The sequence below is a fragment of the Sphingobium limneticum genome, assembly GCF_008710165.1.
Taxonomy (GTDB): Bacteria; Pseudomonadota; Alphaproteobacteria; order Sphingomonadales; family Sphingomonadaceae; genus Sphingobium; species Sphingobium limneticum.
This window is the reverse complement of the sequence record NZ_VYQA01000014.1, coordinates 63,755-80,558: the sequence shown is the minus strand read 5'-3', so window position 1 is coordinate 80,558 and position 16,804 is coordinate 63,755. Positions and strand designations below refer to the sequence as shown.

General features: G+C 63.8%; 12 protein-coding genes. 11 read left to right on the top strand and 1 reads right to left on the bottom strand.

Annotation, left to right across the window (positions count from 1 at the left end):
- Nucleotides 1-291 precede the first annotated feature (291 nt).
- The 11 genes from F4U95_RS17470 to F4U95_RS17420 all read left to right on the top strand — a co-directional run bounded on the left by F4U95_RS17470 (nucleotide 292) and on the right by F4U95_RS17420 (nucleotide 13,668).
- Complete coding sequence (locus F4U95_RS17470) at nucleotides 292-2,427, top strand: TonB-dependent siderophore receptor (RefSeq protein ID WP_150426555.1); 2,136 nt, start codon at nucleotides 292-294, stop codon at nucleotides 2,425-2,427.
- A gap of 169 nt (nucleotides 2,428-2,596) precedes the next feature.
- Nucleotides 2,597-3,523: a 2-hydroxyacid dehydrogenase gene (locus F4U95_RS17465; protein ID WP_120252341.1), complete on the top strand. Its 927-nt coding sequence runs from the start codon at nucleotides 2,597-2,599 to the stop codon at nucleotides 3,521-3,523.
- 238 nt (nucleotides 3,524-3,761) lie between these two features.
- The gene (locus F4U95_RS17460; protein ID WP_120252340.1) at nucleotides 3,762-4,430 is read left to right on the top strand and encodes a haloacid dehalogenase type II; all 669 of its coding nucleotides are present in this window, start codon (nucleotides 3,762-3,764) and stop codon (nucleotides 4,428-4,430) included.
- Between the two features lie 5 nt (nucleotides 4,431-4,435).
- Entirely contained in the window at nucleotides 4,436-5,719 is a 1,284-nt protein-coding gene (locus F4U95_RS17455) for an NAD(P)/FAD-dependent oxidoreductase (protein WP_150411940.1), read from the top strand.
- A complete protein-coding gene (locus F4U95_RS17450; RefSeq protein WP_232016669.1) occupies nucleotides 5,719-7,260 on the top strand; it encodes an ABC transporter substrate-binding protein in 1,542 nt (513 codons plus the stop codon). Before F4U95_RS17455 ends, F4U95_RS17450 begins: the two co-directional genes overlap by 1 nt.
- On the top strand, nucleotides 7,260-8,240 hold the full coding sequence (locus tag F4U95_RS17445) for an ABC transporter permease (protein WP_197716472.1): 981 nt from the start codon (nucleotides 7,260-7,262) through the stop codon (nucleotides 8,238-8,240). Before F4U95_RS17450 ends, F4U95_RS17445 begins: the two co-directional genes overlap by 1 nt.
- The gene (locus tag F4U95_RS17440) at nucleotides 8,237-9,064 is read left to right on the top strand and encodes an ABC transporter permease (protein WP_120252337.1); all 828 of its coding nucleotides are present in this window, start codon (nucleotides 8,237-8,239) and stop codon (nucleotides 9,062-9,064) included. Before F4U95_RS17445 ends, F4U95_RS17440 begins: the two co-directional genes overlap by 4 nt.
- Nucleotides 9,061-10,869 carry an ABC transporter ATP-binding protein gene (locus tag F4U95_RS17435; protein WP_120252336.1) on the top strand — a complete coding sequence of 603 codons (1,809 nt, stop codon included), beginning with the start codon at nucleotides 9,061-9,063 and terminating at the stop codon, nucleotides 10,867-10,869. The genes F4U95_RS17440 and F4U95_RS17435 overlap by 4 nt, the downstream gene beginning before the upstream one ends.
- The gene (locus F4U95_RS17430; protein WP_150411941.1) at nucleotides 10,866-11,171 is read left to right on the top strand and encodes a (2Fe-2S)-binding protein; all 306 of its coding nucleotides are present in this window, start codon (nucleotides 10,866-10,868) and stop codon (nucleotides 11,169-11,171) included. The genes F4U95_RS17435 and F4U95_RS17430 overlap by 4 nt, the downstream gene beginning before the upstream one ends.
- Nucleotides 11,153-12,523: an FAD/NAD(P)-dependent oxidoreductase gene (locus tag F4U95_RS17425; protein WP_150411942.1), complete on the top strand. Its 1,371-nt coding sequence runs from the start codon at nucleotides 11,153-11,155 to the stop codon at nucleotides 12,521-12,523. Before F4U95_RS17430 ends, F4U95_RS17425 begins: the two co-directional genes overlap by 19 nt.
- A gap of 11 nt (nucleotides 12,524-12,534) precedes the next feature.
- Nucleotides 12,535-13,668 (top strand): NAD(P)/FAD-dependent oxidoreductase, encoded by a 1,134-nt coding sequence (locus tag F4U95_RS17420; protein ID WP_120252334.1) that lies wholly within the window; start codon nucleotides 12,535-12,537, stop codon nucleotides 13,666-13,668.
- A 157-nt stretch (nucleotides 13,669-13,825) separates the two neighbouring features.
- Here F4U95_RS17420 and F4U95_RS17415 read toward each other — a convergent pair whose 3' ends face one another.
- A complete protein-coding gene (locus tag F4U95_RS17415) occupies nucleotides 13,826-16,615 on the bottom strand; it encodes a TonB-dependent receptor (RefSeq protein WP_120252333.1) in 2,790 nt (929 codons plus the stop codon).
- Between the last annotated feature and the right edge of the window lie 189 nt (nucleotides 16,616-16,804).

Genomic DNA, 16,804 nt, shown 5'->3' with positions numbered 1-16,804 from the left:
CGGAAGGCGGCCATTTTTCCCGCTTTTGCGAGGGTTCGACCGCCATATCGGGCGCGGCATTTTCCTGCCGTAGAGACACAGGATTCACAATTTTGCGCCGTCCTATAAGCCAAGTTTGATGTAATATTTCCGTCACTCAACTTAGCCTCGTTGCTTAGAAGAGGTGGAAAATCACCCAAGGATCGGCCCCGACGACAGGACAAAGTCCGCGCGGAAATAACAGAATAAACCGGTCCCCTTGCCGTTCGCAGGACATAAGGGAACAGTGATTTTATAAGGGGTTACAGCATTATGCGCACGTTATCCGCCCTCCGTCTGGCCTGTGTGGCCAGCACCGCCGCCATCGCCTTTTCCTCGATCGCCCAGGCCCAGGCGCCGGCCGCAGCAGAAAAAGCCGACGGCGAAATCGTCGTCACCGGTCTGAAGCGCCAATATTTCGGCGACACGCCGGTCAAGGAAATTCCCCAGGCCGTGCAGTTCCTGGAAGGCAAGCTGCTCAAGGATCTCAACATCACCAAGCTGGACACCGCGCTGGAACTGGCGAGCGGCGTGTCGAAGCAGAATAATTTCGGTGGCCTTTGGGACAGTTTCGCCATTCGCGGCTTTGCCGGCGACGAGAATTTCCCGAGCGGCTTCCTGGTCAACGGCTTTAACGGCGGTCGCGGCTATGGCGGCCCGCGGGACGCATCCAATGTCGAGCGGATCGAAGTGCTCAAGGGGCCGAACAGCGCGCTCTTCGGCCGCGGCGAGCCGGGCGGCACGATCAACATCGTGACCAAGAAGCCGACCTTCGATCAAGGCGGTAGCTTCTCGATCGCAGGTGGCAGCTGGGAGACCTATCGCGTCGAAGGCGACTATAATCTGCCGCTGAGCGATAGGATCGCGGTCCGCATCAACGGCTCCGTCGAAAAGGCCGAAAGCTTCCGCGACACGGTCGAGACGCAGAAATATACGCTGACCCCATCCTTGCTGGCAAAGCTGTCCGATCGGGACATCTTCACCTACGAACTGGAATATGTGAAGCAGGAGGTGCCGTTTGATCGCGGCGTGGTGGCGATCCCGACCGTTAACGCCAATGGTACGATCAGCTATAATCTGGGCGCCATCCCCAATTCGCGTTTCCTGAGCAATCCCAATGACGGTCCGATCAAGATCGGCGTTCTGGGTCACCAAGCGCAATATCAGCATGACTTCAACGACGATTGGACGTTGATGCTGGGCGCGGGGTATAAGGACACGACATTCGAGGGCTATTCCAGCGACCCTGAACTGGCGTTGGGCCGTCAGCGCCTGGACAATGACGGGCGGACCCTGTCGCGCCAGCGCCGGTACCGGGATTATAGCACCACCCATATGGTGTTCCGTGGCGAAATCAGCGGCAAGCTGGAAACCGGCTCCATCGTCCACAACATCCGCATCGGCGGCGACTGGGATCGTTTCAAGATCAAGACGTTCCAGCTTCGCTATCGCCCGACCGCTGCCGATCAGTCCTACTCGATCGACATTTTCAATCCCAATTATTCCATCCCCGCGCCAACGCCGACGTCGGTGATCCAGAATTCGACCGAAGTCCAGAAGGCATGGGGTGTCTACGCCCAGGACCAGATCGAAATCACGGAGCAACTCAAGATACGGTTTGGCGGCCGTTACGACGATTTCAGCCAGAATATCGACAACCGTCTGGGCACCACCAATCCGGCGGCTTATACCAAGTTCAGCCCGATGGCCGGCCTGGTGTTCGAACCGACCAGCAGCCTGTCCTTCTATGCCAGCTATGGCAAGGGGTTCCGGCCGAACAGCGGCGTGGACGTCAACAACAATCCCTTCGCCCCGGAAGTCAGCAAAAGCTATGAAGTCGGCGCGAAATTCGTGACGCCGGATGGCAAGCTGACCAGCACCTTGTCGCTCTACAAGATGAAGAAGAGCAACGTCCTGACCGCCGACCTGCTGACCGGCCTGTCGATCGCGGTAGGCGAGGCAAAGAGCCAGGGCGTGGAATTCGACGTCAATGCCAAGCTGCCCGCCGGCTTCGAGCTGTTTGCGACCTACGCCTATACCGATGCAGGCTGGGCCGACGACTATGCCGCCGCTGGCGTGGGCAAGAATGACCCGCTGATCAACATTCCCAAGCATCAGGGCAACGTCCTGCTGTTCAAGAATTTCGCGATCGGCGATCATGAAGCGATGCTGGGCGCGGGTGTGACCCATGTCAGCCGGCGCCTGGGCCAGACGGCAGCGGATTTCTATCTGCCCAGCTACACCATCGCCAAGGTCTTGGGATCGTTCAACATCAGTGAGCAGATCAAGCTGTCGGCGGACGTGACCAACCTGTTCGACAAGAAATATTATGCCAGCTCCTATTCGGCGCTGTGGATCCAGCCGGGTACGCCCCGCCAGTTCACGGTCCGGGCGAGCTTCAACTTCTGACGCCGCAACGTCGGGGTTAGAGCCTTTTGTTTTTCGCATTTTGCGAGCCGTCAGCTGTGCCAGCCGACGTCAAAATGCTCTGCCCCGACCCGCCGCCGCTGTCCCGCCCTTCTAGGCGCAGGGACAGCGGCGGTTTCTTTTTGCCTGACGATGCCGGAAGGTCGCACCCATGGCTCTGCTCTACACATCCGATCCGACACGCGGCCGCATCTGGCGCGCGATTTTCGCTGCCGAGGCGCCCGACGTCGCTTTTTTCGATCCGTCCCAGAATTATGATCCCGCCGCGATCCGCTATCTCGCCGCCTGGGCGCCGTCCGCCGATCTGATCGCCAGCCTGCCCAATCTGGAGATCCTGTTCTCCATCGGCGCGGGCATCGACCAGTTCGACATGGGCGTCTTGCCGCCTCATATCCGGGTCGTGCGCATGATCGAGCCGGGGATCGCGGCCGGGATGGTCGAATATGCGACGATGGCGGTCCTGGCGCTGCACCGGAACCTGATCGACTATCGCGCGGCGCAGAAAGACGCGCGCTGGGCACCCATCAAGTTGGCACCCGCCGGCGAGCGGCGCGTGGGCGTGATGGGCCTGGGCAATCTGGGGCAGGCGGTGTTGCAGGGGTTGAAGCCCTTCGGCTTTCCCCTGTCGGGATGGAGCCGGTCGGGCGGCGTGATAGAGGGCGTGACCTGCCATGCCGGGGAAGCGGCACTGCCCGCTTTCCTTGGCCAGTGCGATATCCTCATCTGCCTGCTGCCGCTGACGTCGGAGACGCGCGGCATCTTGTGCCGGGATAACCTGTCGCAACTGCCCAAAGGCGCCGCCATCATCAATGTCGGCCGGGGGCCGCATCTGGTGGAGCATGATCTGCTGTCGCTGCTCGACGAAGCGCATCTTTCCGGCGCCGTGCTGGACGTGACCGACCCGGAGCCGCTGCCGGCCGATCATCCGTTCTGGGCGCATCCGCGCATCATGTTGACCCCGCATGTCGCCAGCATGACCCGCCCGGACGGCGCAGCGCGCGCGCTGATCGCCAATATCCGACGCTTTGCGGCCGGGCAGCCGATGGACGGCGAAGTCGCCCGCGACCGGGGCTATTGACCCCGCGACATTCCGTGCCGCGCATCTGTGCCGGACAGCGCTTTTGCGCTATGATCCGGCCCCGATCGGACGCACGAAAGCGACACGGCAAATGATGCCGAATGCCATGCCATAAAAGGCCGGAATCTGCCCCTCGACCCGAACCAATCGGGTGCATGTTCCGGCTTCGCCATGTCGTAATGCTGATCGTCAAACGGCTCCCAAGCCAAATGTAGAACCCGCAAAGGACGCTCCGCCGATGCCCAATTTCCGGCCCAAATATATCAGCTTCGACTGCTATGGCACGCTGACCCGTTTCCGCATGACCGAAATGACGACCGCCTTCATGGCCGATCGGATCGCGGCGGAAAATCTGCCCGCCTTCTGCAAGGACTGGAGCGCGTACCGTTTCGACCAGGTCATGGGCGACTGGGAACCCTATCAGGAGATCATCCGCAACTCGCTGCGTCGCACCTGCCAGAAATGGGGCGTCGCCTATAATGAGGCGGATGCCGATGCGGTCTATGCCGCCGTGCCGACCTGGGGCCCGCATGACGATGTGGCCGGCGGCCTGTCCAAGATCGGCGACAAGATCCCGCTCGTCATCCTGTCCAACGCGATGAACGACCAGATCCATCACAATGTCGGCCAGCTGGGCGCGCCCTTCCACGCGGTCTATACCGCGCAGATGGCGCAGGCGTACAAGCCGCGCATGCAGGCGTTCGAATATATGTTCGACCAGCTGGGTGCGAAGCCCGAAGAGATGATGCACGTCTCCTCCAGCTTCCGCTACGACCAGAATACGGCAACAGACCTGCATTTCGGGTGCCGCGTTTTCGTGGGTCGCGGCCATGAGCCGTCCAACCCCTTCTATCGCGACGTCGAAATCCCGCATATCGGCTGCCTGCCCGCGGTCGTCGGCCTGTAAGCGGCATGGACGCCTCCCCCCTCTCCTACTGGCTGGCCAGCGCTCCGCCCTTCACGGGCGGGGCCAAGGGCGGCGTCGAGGGTGTGGCCGATGTCGCCATCATCGGCGGCGGCTTTACCGGTCTGTCGGCAGCCTTGGCGCTGGCCAGGCGGGGCGCCAATGTGGTGCTGCTGGAGAAAGGACGCGTCGTCGGCGAGGCTTCGGGTCGCAACGGGGGTCAGTGCAATAATGGCACGGCCCATGATTATGGCGCGCTGTCCGCCCGGTTCGGCAAGGATATCGCCAGGGCCTATTATCGCGCCCATGTCGATGCTGTCGACACGGTGGAGCGGCTGGCGCGAGAGGAAGGCATCGATTGCAGCTTTCACCGCCCCGGCCGGATGAAGCTGGCGGCCAAGCCGGCCCATTATGACAAGCTGGTCCGCGCGCATGACCTGCTGGCGGCGGAAGTGGACGAGAATGTCCGCCTGGTGCCGCCGGAGCGCATCAGCGAGGAAGTGGGATCGGACGCCTTTCACGGCGCCCTCATTCAAACCACCAGCGCGCAGGTGCATCCCGGCCGTTTCGGCGTAGGCCTGGCTCAAGCCGCAGCGCGGGCTGGCGCACAGATTTACGAAAATGCCGACGTCACCGATTTCCAGTGCGTGCCGCAGGGATGGCGCGTGACCTCTTCGCGCGGCACGGTGACGGCGAAGCAGTTGCTGGTCGCCACCGGCGGCGCGCCGGCGACCGGCCCCTTCGGCTTCTTTCGCCGCCGCATCGTGTCGGTGGGCAGCTTCATCATCGCGACCGAGCCGCTGGACGACCCGTTGATCGACCGGCTCCTGCCGGGACGGCGCAATTATGTCACCAGCAAGAATATCGGCAATTATTTCCGCCTGGCGCCCGACAATCGGCTGATCTTCGGCGGGCGCGCGCGCTTCGCCATCAGCGACCCGCGATCGGACCAGAAGAGCGGCCATATATTGGTACAGACCATGGGCGAGATGTTCCCGGCACTGAAGGGCGTGGGCATCGACCATGTGTGGGGCGGGATGGTGGACCTGACCGCAGACCGGCTGCCCCGCGCGGGCGAGCAGGACGGGCTCTATTATTCCATGGGCTATAGCGGCCATGGCGTACAGATGGCGACCCATATGGGACAACAGATGGCGCGGGTGATGAGCGGCGAGCCTGCCGCCAATCCTTGGGATGGGTTGGATTGGCCCAGCGTGCCCGGTCATTTCGGCAAGCCCTGGTTCCTGCCGCTCGTCGGGCTATGGTATAAATGGCAGGATGTGATCCATTGATGGACGATATGCCGCCCTTTTCCCGGCGTGATCTCATTGGCGCCGGGCTTGGCCTTGGCGCCGGGCTGATCCTGCCCGACGGCGCGCTGGCGGCGGCCAAGCCGCGCAAGGGCGGACGCATCCGCGTCGCCAGCCTGTCCAGCTCGACCGCCGACACGCTCGATCCAGCCAAGGGCGCGTTGTCGACCGACTATGTCCGCCATTATATGTTCTACAGCGGCCTCACGGAAATGGACCGCCATCTGATCCCCCGGCCGGCTCTGGCGGAACGGATCGAGAGCAGCGACCAGACGGTGTGGCATATCCGCCTGCGCAAGGGCGTGACCTTTCATGACGGCGCGGACCTGACCGCGCAGGACGTGGTCTGGTCGCTGCTGCGCCATAAAGACCCGGCGACCGGATCGAAAATGGCGCCGATCGCCGAGCAATTGGCGCAGGTGAAGGCGGTGGGTAGCCGCGATGTCGTCATCACCCTGATCGGTCCCAATGCCGATCTGCCCGCCATATTGGCGCAATCCCATTTCCTGATCCTGCGCGCCGGCACGAAGGATTTTCGCGTCGCCAACGGTACCGGCCCCTATATGTGCGCGCAGTTCAGCCCCGGCGTGCGCACGCTGGCGCGGCGCAACCCCAATTTCTGGAAAGCGGGGAAGCCCTATCTGGACGAGATCGAGCTGATCGGCATTCCCGATGAAGTCAGCCGCGTGAACGCCCTGCTGTCGGGCGACGTCCATCTGGTAATCGCAGTCAATCCGCGCTCCACCAAGCGGATCATGGCGTCGCGCGGCCATGCGCTGCTGGAAACCCAGTCGGGCCTCTACACCAACCTCATCATGCAGCAGCGGCAATTGCCGACCGGCAATCCGCATTTCGTCGCCGCGATGAAATATCTGATCGACCGTCCTCTCATCAAACGGGCGCTCTATCGCGGCTATGCGACCATCGCCAACGACCAGCCGATCCCGCCCTTCCATCCTTATTATCGCGCCGACCTGCCGCAGCGCAGCCTGGATCTGGACAAGGCGAAATGGCATTTGCAGCGTGCGGGCCTGACCGGTGTGCGCATGCCCGTCTATGCCGCGCCCGCCGCCGATGGGTCGGTCGACATGGCATCGATCCTGCAGGAATATGGATCGCGCGTGGGCCTGAAGCTGGCGGTCAACCGGGTGCCGGCGGACGGTTACTGGTCGACCCATTGGATGAAACACCCGCTGGGCTTCGGCAACACCAACCCCCGCCCGACCGCCGACCTGCTGTTCAGCCTCTTCTACAAATCCGACGCGGCATGGAACGAGAGCGGATGGAAGAATCCCCGTTTCGATAAGCTTCTATTGGAGGCACGGGGCGAGGCCGATCAGGCGCGGCGCAAACAGCTTTATGGCGAGATGCAGGGGCTGGTCCGCGATCATTGCGGCGTCGGCATTCCGGTCTTCATCAGCCTGATCGACGGCTATGATCGCCGGCTCAAGGGCCTCTATCCCGTGTCGCTGGGCGGCCTGATGGGCTATCAATTTTCCGAACATGTCTGGTGGGAAGGCTGATGGCGGGTGGCGCCTCCCAAAGCGGCATGAAGGCTGCGCTGACCCTGATCGGCAAACGCTTCGCGTCGTCGTTGCTGACCCTGTTGCTGGTGTCGGTGACGATCTTCATCATCGCGCAATTGTTGCCCGGCGACGCCGCGCAGGAAGCGCTAGGCCAGAGCGCCACCCCGCAGCAGGTCGCGGCGCTTCGCCATGAGATGGGCCTCGATCGCCCGGCCTATGTCCGGTACGCTAGCTGGCTGACCGGCATGGTCAGCGGCGATCCGGGCCAGTCGCTGGTCGCCAACATGCCGGTGTCCGACGTCATCAGCGAACGGTTGCCCAACAGCCTGTTGCTGGCGGCGCTGACGGCGCTGGTTGCGGTGCCGGTGGCGCTTGCGATCGGCATCGGGTCGGCGATGAACCGGGGCGGGCGGCTGGACCGCGCGCTCAATGTCGCGACCCTCTCCATGGTGGCGGTGCCCGAATTTCTGGTTGCGACCATTGCGGTGCTGATCTTCTCGGTCAAGCTGCGCTGGCTGCCCTCCATCGCTATGGCCTCGCAGGAAATGGGATGGGGCGATTATCTGCGCGGGGTCGCCATGCCGATCCTGACGCTGAGCGTGATCGTGATCGCCCAGATGGCGCGCATGACCCGCGCCGCGGTGATCGACCAGATGGATCGCCCCTATGTCGAAATGGCGGTGCTGAAGGGCGTCGCGCCGGTGCAGGTGGTGCTGAGGCATATCATGCCCAATGCCATCGCGCCGATCGTCAACGCCATGGCGCTTAGCCTCTCTTATCTGCTGGGCGGCGCGGTGATCGTGGAGACGATCTTCAACTATCCCGGCCTTGCCAGCCTGATGGTCAATGCCGTCACCAGCCGCGACATGCCGCTGCTTCAGGCCTGCGCGATGATCTTCTGCGCGGCCTATCTCCTCCTGATGCTGATCGCGGACGTGACCGCGATCCTCGCCAACCCCAGGCTGCGTGCGCAATGATCGCTCATATTCTTTCGCAGGCCAAGGCGCTTCCTTTGTCCGGCAAACTCGGGCTGGCGCTGGTTCTTTTCTGGCTGGCCGTAGCCCTCTTCGGCCCGATGCTCGCGCCTTATCCGGTCGGTGCTTTCGTCGCCTATGACGTGTTCGATGGCCAGTCCGCCGCGCACTGGCTGGGCAGCGACTATCTGGGTCGCGATGTGCTGAGCCGCCTGCTGTCGGGCGCGCGCTATACGGTGGGCCTCGCCGCCGCAGCCGCGATGCTGGCGAGCGCGACCGGCACGGCGCTGGCGCTGACGGCTGCGGTGGGTGGCGCGAAGGTCGACGAGCCGCTATCGCGCTTCATGGACATGCTGATTTCCATCCCGTCCAAGATCTTCTCGCTGGTGCTGGTCGCCGCCTTCGGCTCCTCGCTGCCGCTGTTGCTGCTGATTGCGGCGATCACCTATGTGCCGGGCAATTACCGCATCGCCCGCGCGCTGGCGGTGAACCTTGCCCAGATGGATTATGTGCAGGTCGCCCGTGCGCGCGGCGAGGGCCGTTTCCATATCGCCATCGCCGAAGTCCTGCCCAACATGATCCACCCGCTGCTTGCCGATTTCGGCCTGCGCTTCGTGTTCATCGTGCTGCTGCTGTCGGGCCTGTCCTTCCTGGGCCTTGGCGTGCAGCCGCCCGACGCGGATCTGGGGTCGCTGGTGCGCGAGAATATTTCGGGGCTTGGCGAAGGCGCATTGGCGATCATCGCGCCGGCCGTCGCCATCGCCACGCTGACCGTGGGCGTAAACCTGTTGATCGACGGATTGCCGGGCCGGGGGAAGCGCGCATGACCGATGCCATCCATGTCGCGGTGAAGGATCTGTGCGTCACCGCGCGCAATGCCAAGGGCGAGACGTTTCCGATCGTCAGCGGCATCGACTTCGCACTGAAGCGCGGTGAGGTGCTGGCGCTGATCGGCGAAAGCGGATCGGGCAAGACGACGATCGCGCTGACGCTGCTGGGCCATGCCCGGCCCGGCGCGACGATCGCGGGCGGCTCCATTCGCGTGGGTGATGCGGAGATCACGACGCTGGACCGGCCTGCGCTGGCGCAACTGCGCGGCAACCGCATCGCCTATATCGCGCAGAGCGCGGCGTCGGCCTTCAACCCGTCGCGCACGATCATGGATCAGGTGATCGAACCGGCGATGATCCATGGCCTGATGCCCCGCGCCACGGCAGAGGCGAAGGCGGTCGAGCTGTTCCGCGCGCTCGCCCTGCCCTTCCCCGACACGATCGGCGCGCGATACCCGCACCAGCTGTCGGGCGGGCAATTGCAGCGGCTGATGGCCGCGATGGCGCTCATCACCGATCCCGAACTGGTCATCTTGGACGAACCGACGACGGCGCTGGACGTCACCACCCAGATCGAAGTGCTGCGCGCGTTCAAGGCCGTGGTGCTGGAGCGCGGCGCGACTGCCATTTATGTCTCGCACGACCTGGCCGTGGTGGCGCAGATGGCCGACCAGATCGTCGTCCTCAATCAAGGTCGCATTCGCGAAGCCGGCGGAGCGGCGCAAATCCTGCATCGTCCGGCGGACGACTATACGAAAACGCTGATGGCCGCAGCCCGGCCCGCGATCCGCCCGACGCCGGTGAAGGCCGACATTCCCGCCGCGCCGCTGCTGGAAATCCGGGGCATGACGGCGGGCTATGGCAAGATCGGCAAGGATGGCCGGCCGCGCATACCGGTGCTGCGCGACATCAACCTGACGATCGAGCGTGGCGCGACGCTGGGCGTGATCGGCGAAAGCGGGTCGGGCAAGTCCACCATCGCGCGCGTCATCGCCGGCCTGCTGCCCCCGGCAAGCGGGCAGGTGCTGCTGGACGGCGAGCCGCTGCCGCCCGGATTGCAGGGGCGCAGCCGCGAACAGTTCCGCCGTATCCAGCTGGTGTTTCAGAATGCAGACACGGCGCTCAATCCCGCGCATAGCGTGGGGCAAATATTGCAGCGTCCGCTGGCCTTTTATCATGGTTTGAAGGGCAATGCCGTGCGGATGCGCGTGGCGGAATTGCTGGACCTCATCCGCTTACCGGTCGCGTTGATCGACCGGCCGATCGGTGGACTTTCCGGCGGGCAGAAGCAGCGCATCAACCTGGCGCGCGCGCTGGCGGCCGACCCGCAGCTCATATTGTGCGACGAGGTCACGTCGGCGCTGGACACGGTGGTCGGCGCGGCGATCCTGGACCTGATGGCGGATCTGCGCCGCGATCTGGGCATCGCGACCATGTTCATCAGCCATGATATTTCCACGGTGCGCGCCATTTGCGACGATATATTGGTGCTCTATGCCGGCACCATGGTCGAAACCGGGCCGCGCGCCGCCTTCCAGTCCAGCCCCTTCCACCCCTATACCGATCTGCTGATCGGATCGGTGCCGGAAATGCGCGCGGGTTGGCTGGAGGAAAGCCATGCCGGTGCCGCGCCCCCGCCGATCGGCCCGGCCGGCGACCATCCCGACCTCTGCCGCTTCCTGCCGCGCTGCGCCGCACGGGTGGAGGGTCTGTGCAACACCACCCCGCCGCCCCGCCATCCGCTGGCAAAGGGCAGCCGTATATTATGCCATCATGGAGATGAAAGATTGATCGCGTCATGAGCCGGTTCGTGCGCCTGGGCGAAACCGATCGCCCCTCCGTTGCCCTGCATGTCGACGGCGCGCCCATCGAGGCGCTGGAAGGCGACACGCTGATGGTCGCGCTGCTGAGCGCGGGCGACCGGCTGCGCCAGAGCGAGTTCGGGCCGGAAAAGCGCGCCGGCTTCTGCCTGATGGGCGCTTGTCAGGATTGCTGGGTGTGGACCGAAAGCGGCGATCGCCTGCGCGCCTGTTCCACGCTGGCAGCATCGGGCCAGCGCATATTGACCAGCCAGCCGGGGGCATCATGGCCAAACCACGTATAATTATCGTCGGCGCCGGGCCGTCGGGCACGCGCGCGGCGGAGGCCTGCGTAGCGGCCGGCATCCGCCCGATCGTCATCGACGAAGGCCGGCGCGACGGCGGACAGATTTATCGCCGCCAGCCGGACAATTTCACCCGCCCCTATGAGAAACTCTACGGCACCGAGGCCGGGCGAGCGAAGGCCCTGCACGAGACGTTCGACGGGCTGAAGGGCGCGATCGACTATCGGCCCGAAACGTTGGTGTGGAATATCGCCGCCGGACAGCTGTGGACCGCGAGCGGCACCGTGCAGGAGGCCATCCCGTTCGACGCGCTGTTGCTCTGCACCGGCGCGACCGATCGGCTGATGCCGGTCAAGGGCTGGAACCTTGCCGGCGCCTATAGTCTTGGTGGATCGCAGGTGGCCTTGAAAAGCCAGGCCGTGTCGATCGGGCACAAGGTCCTGTTCATGGGCTCCGGGCCTTTGCTCTATCTGGTCGCCAGCCAATATGTGGAGGCCGGGGCGGATGTCGCGGCGGTGCTGGATACGTCACCTTTCTCCGCGCGGCTGAAGGCGCTGCCGGACCTGCTGGCGATGCCGTCCGTGCTGTGGAACGGCGTGGCGCTGACCCGGACGCTCAAGCGCGCGGGCGTCACTGTGCAGCATGGCGTGACGCCGGTGGAGATCATGGGCGACGTGGAAAGCGGCGTCGACGGGGTGCGGTTCCGCACCGCCTCCGGTCGCGAAGAGACGATCGCCTGCGACGCGGTGGCGATGGGCTATCATCTGCGCCCCGAAACCCAGCTGGCCGATCTGGCGCGCTGCGCCTTCGCCTTCGATCCCGGCACGCGGCAATGGCTGCCCGAGCGCGATGGCGATGGGCGCGCGAGCGTCGCGGGCGTCTATCTGGCCGGCGACGGCGCAAAGATATTGGGGGCGCGATCGGCCGAGGCGAGCGGACGGCTGGCGGCCTTGGCGGCGCTGGTCGACCTTGGCCTTTCGGTGGACAAGGGCGAGATGGCGAGCCTGCGCGGCGACGTCGCCAATTATGCCAAATTCGCGCGCGGACTGGCCAAGGCCTTCCCATGGCCTGTCGAACAGGCGGCAAAGCTGCCCGATGACGCGATCCTATGCCGCTGCGAGGGCGTGACGGCGGGCGATCTGCGCGTGGTCATGCGCGAAACGGGGGCGAAGGAGGCGAACAGGGCCAAGGCGTTCAGCCGTGTCGGCATGGGCCGTTGTCAGGGTCGCTATTGCGGTCTAGCCGCCGCCGAACTGATCGCCGCCGAGGCTGGCGTGCCGGTCGAACAGGTCGGCCGCCTGCGCGGACAGGCGCCGGTCAAGCCGCTGACCATCGCGATCGGAGAAGAATGATGGGCCCGTCAATGAATGGGGCAAGCGACGTCATCATCGTGGGTGGCGGGCTGATGGGATCATCCGCCGCGCTGTTCCTGCGCGGCCATGGCCTGTCCGTCACGTTGCTGGAAACCGACCTGATCGGGCGGCAGGCCAGCGGCACCAATTTCGGCAATGTGCGGCGGCAGGGGCGCGGATTTCATCAGCTGCCGCTCGCCAATCGCGCCATCGCCATCTGGCGCAAGTCGCGCGAATTGCTGGGCGCGGATGTGGAATATCTTCAGTCCGGCCATATCCGCGTCTGCTATCGCGAGCGGCCCGAACTGGTTGGCGCGATGGAGGAGTATGCGGACAAGGCGCGGCTGGAGGGCCTCGACCTCGAACTGCTGAGCGGCAATGCGCTGCGCGACAAATTCCCCTTCTTCGGTCCCGATGTGCTGGCCGGTTCCTATTCGCCGACCGATGGCCATGCCAATCCGCGCCTTGCCGCCCCGGCTTTCGCCCGCGCAGCGCAGAAGTTGGGCGCGGTCGTGCATGAAAATACGAAGATTATCGACGCGCAGAAGCTGGGCGAAGATTTCATCGTCACGGCCGCCGACGGGCGCACCTTCCGCGCGCCGATCCTGCTGGTGACGGCCGGCGCCTGGGGCAACGCCCTGTCGTCGCAATTTGGTGAGCCGGTGCCGATCGTGCCGCGCGGACCGAATATGAGCGTGACCGAACCGGTGCCCTATGCGATCCATCCGGCCGTAGGCGTCATGACCCCGCTGGAGGAGGAGACGGTCTATTTCCGGCAGGTGGCGCGCGGCAATATCGTGCTGGGGGGCAGCACGCGTGGTCCCTCCTTCCCCGATCAATATCGCGCCTATGTCGAGCCGCAGAACACGCTGAGCCAGTTGAAGCATATCCGTCGGCTGGCCCCGCAACTGGGCAAGCTCAACATCATCCGCGTCTGGTCCGGCATCGAAGGCTATCTGCCCGACAGCCAGCCGGTCATGGGCCCGAGCGCGACGACCAGCGGGCTATATTACGCCTTCGGCTTTTCCGGTTCCGGCTTCCAGATCGGGCCGGGCGTGGGCGAAACGATGGCGGAAATCATCGCCAAGGGCGCGACCGACATCCCGATGGCGCCCTACGATATCGCCCGCTTCGCGCAGGCCTGACAGTTACGCCCTCTTCCGTTCGGGCGGCCACCAACAAATATTGGTATTAGCCCGAACGGAGTTTGCTTGAAACGACCCTCTCCCCCGTACGAAAAATGACGCCGGCTGCCTGATCAGGCAACCGGCGTCAGGTCGGCGTGCTTCGGGAAAGGGAGGGTTAGAAGCTGTAACGTACGCCGAAATTAAACTGGCGACCGCTGTGGGTCAGCACGTTGAGCCGGTTCGTCTCATCCACGAACTGGTCGTTCTTCGTGTCCGTGAGATTGATCGCCTCGATGCTGATCTTCATCTTCTCGGTCAGGTTATAGCTGGCCTGCGCATCGACGTTGAGCGTGCTGTTGGTGCCATTATAGGCATTGCCTTCCGTGCCCGGCACCGCGGTGAGATATTTGGAGCGATAGGCCACCGATCCGCGGATCTGGAACTTCTTGTCCTCATAATAAAGGGTGGCGTTGGCCGCCTGCTTGGACAGGCCGACCAAGGGCGCCGTCACCGATGTCGCCCCGCTGGCCGAGGTCAGATATTCGATATTCGACGTCACATAGGTATAGTTGGCCATCACACCGAAATTGGCGAACACACCCGGCAGGAAGCTGAAGGGCTGCTGCACATTGACTTCGAAGCCCTTGAGGATGCCGCCGTCCGAATTGACCGGCTGGCTGACGATGAAGATATCGCCCGGCGACGCCGTCGTGCCGTTGAGCAATGCGTCCGGTAGGCCGAGGCTGCTATAGGGCACGCCCACGCTCAGCGTCTGGGCGAAGCTGCCGATATCCTTGCGGAAGCCGGAAATGGCGTAGATCGCGCCCGGCATCGGATACCATTCGACCGAAACGTCCAGATTCTTCGACGATGTCGGCTTCAGGTCCGGGTTGCCCGAACTATAGGTGCGGTTGCCACCCGACACGTTCAAATTACCGCCCGGCGTCAGCGACGCGATGCCGGCACGGGCCAGCGTCTTGGCGGCGGCGAAGCGGACCTGCAACGTATCGGTGATGTTGCCGACCAGGTTCAATGAGGGCAACCAGCGCTTGTAGCTGCGATCGGCGGTGACCAGGTTGATCGCCGTACCCTGGCTGGCATAGCCGGTGGAGAACTGGTCGGTCTTCACATAGCGCAGGCCGATGTCGCCCCGGATCGGCACGCCGGCAATATCCTGCAAATTAAACTGGGTCATACCCCAGACGCCGACATCCTCCTCCTTCACATTGATGTAGGAACCGCGCGCGGTCGCATTCTCGATCCCGCCGGTGGCGTAGCGCGGGTCGGTGTAGATGCCGCCCTGCGCGATGAAGGCGTCGAGATTGGGCACGATCCAGGCGGTCGGCGTGCCGGCGGGTACGTTCAGCCCCTTGCCGAAGCCGGAAAAGAGCGTGGTCATGCCGGCCAGCTGCGCGGCGGTCAGCGGGGCGACTACGGTTTCGCCGGACAGGCGACGGCGCTCGGTCGATCCATATTCGAACCGGCGCCAGTCCAGCCCCGCCTTGAAGGTGATGCCGTCGATCGCTTCCCATTCCACATGCCCCTTGGCCGTGGTGAAGGCGTTGCTGACACTCTGGGGCCGGATGCGCACTTCCGACGTGCCGTTGATGAAGCTCCATGTCGCGGGATTGGCGACGTCCACGCCCGGCTGGATATTCGGGAAGCGGGTCGAGAAATCATATTGGAAATTGCCGGTGTTGATCGCGTCGATCGTCACCGTGGTCTGGATGGGATTGGTGAATTCCGAACTGGCATAGCCACCCATGGCGAAGAGTTTCAGCCGGTCGGTAAACTGGTGGTCGATAGACCCTGTAAACTGGTAGAATTCGGTCTTCAGCACGTCATAGCGCGCCTGGGAGCGTAGATCGACATTGTCGAACCGGCCGCTGACGATATTGTTGTTGTCGTCCACCACGCCGTCGCGAATGATCGTCTGCGGCTTGCCTGTGCCCGATCGGCTGAAGCTGATCGCCTGTAGCTGCGCTTCCTTGCGGGTGCCGTCCAGGCGCGAATAGAGGCCGTCGATCGAAATCAGCGTGCGGTCGGTCGGCTTGAACTGGACCGATCCCGCCGCGCCGAGGCGCTTCTGGGAAATGTCATAGCTGACCAGTCCCGGAATACGCGGGTGATACAGCGCGGTATCGGGATTATTATTGTTGATCTGCCCGATCGTATAGCCCGGCAGGGTCGAAGCGGCATTGAACCCGTTATTGAATCCGCCATAGCTCCAGCGGGTGATGTTGGCGCCTTCTTCCTTGATCCGCCGCTCTTCATAGGCGACCGACAGCAGTACGCCGAAACGCCCGTCGTCCGTCTGGGTAGCGACCAGACCGGACAGGCGCGGCGTCGTCTTCTGACGCAGATCATTATAGCTGGCGGCGGCGGAGAGGACCGCCGTGGGCTTGCGATAGTCGAGCGGGCGCGACGTCTGAAGATCGACCGTGCCGCCCAGCGACCCTTCCTCCACATCGGCCGTCGCGGTCTTGCGCACCGACAGGTTGCTGAACAGGTCGGACGAGAAGATGTTGAAGTCGAAGCCGCGACCCCGGTTCACGCCACCTGAATTGTCGGTGCCGCCGCTGGTGCCGATCGCTTCCATGCCGTTGATGCGGACGCGGGTATATTCGGGGCCAAGGCCGCGGACGGAGATGTTGCGCCCTTCCCCGTTGACGCGGCTGATCGCGACGCCGGGGATGCGCTGCAAGGATTCGGCCAGGTTTAGGTCGGGAAATTCGGCGATATCCTCCGCCTTGATCGCATCGACCGTGGCGGTTTCGTTGCGCTTGATCGCCAGCGCATTGTTCAGGCTGGCGCGAAAGCCGGTGACGACGATATCGGCGACCGGCGCATCGGCCTGCGGCGAAACCGGGTCGGCCTGCGCCAGTCCATGCGGCGCCAGAGCGATCGTCGCGATCGCGGTCGTCAGGCTCAAAATCGCCTTGCAGCGGTTGGTGGTGCCGTTCATGGCCTTTCTCACTCCCCTCATCCTAATTGTCCGGGCTATGGCACCGGATCGGTTCTGTCTGGATACTGCCGCGACAGCGGAAAATGCCAATCTCAATCCGGCATGGATCGATGCACAGCTTGCACCGATCCGCAATGGACACCGGTTGCATGGCCGCAATCATGCCAAGATATGGCTGGATCATGCCGC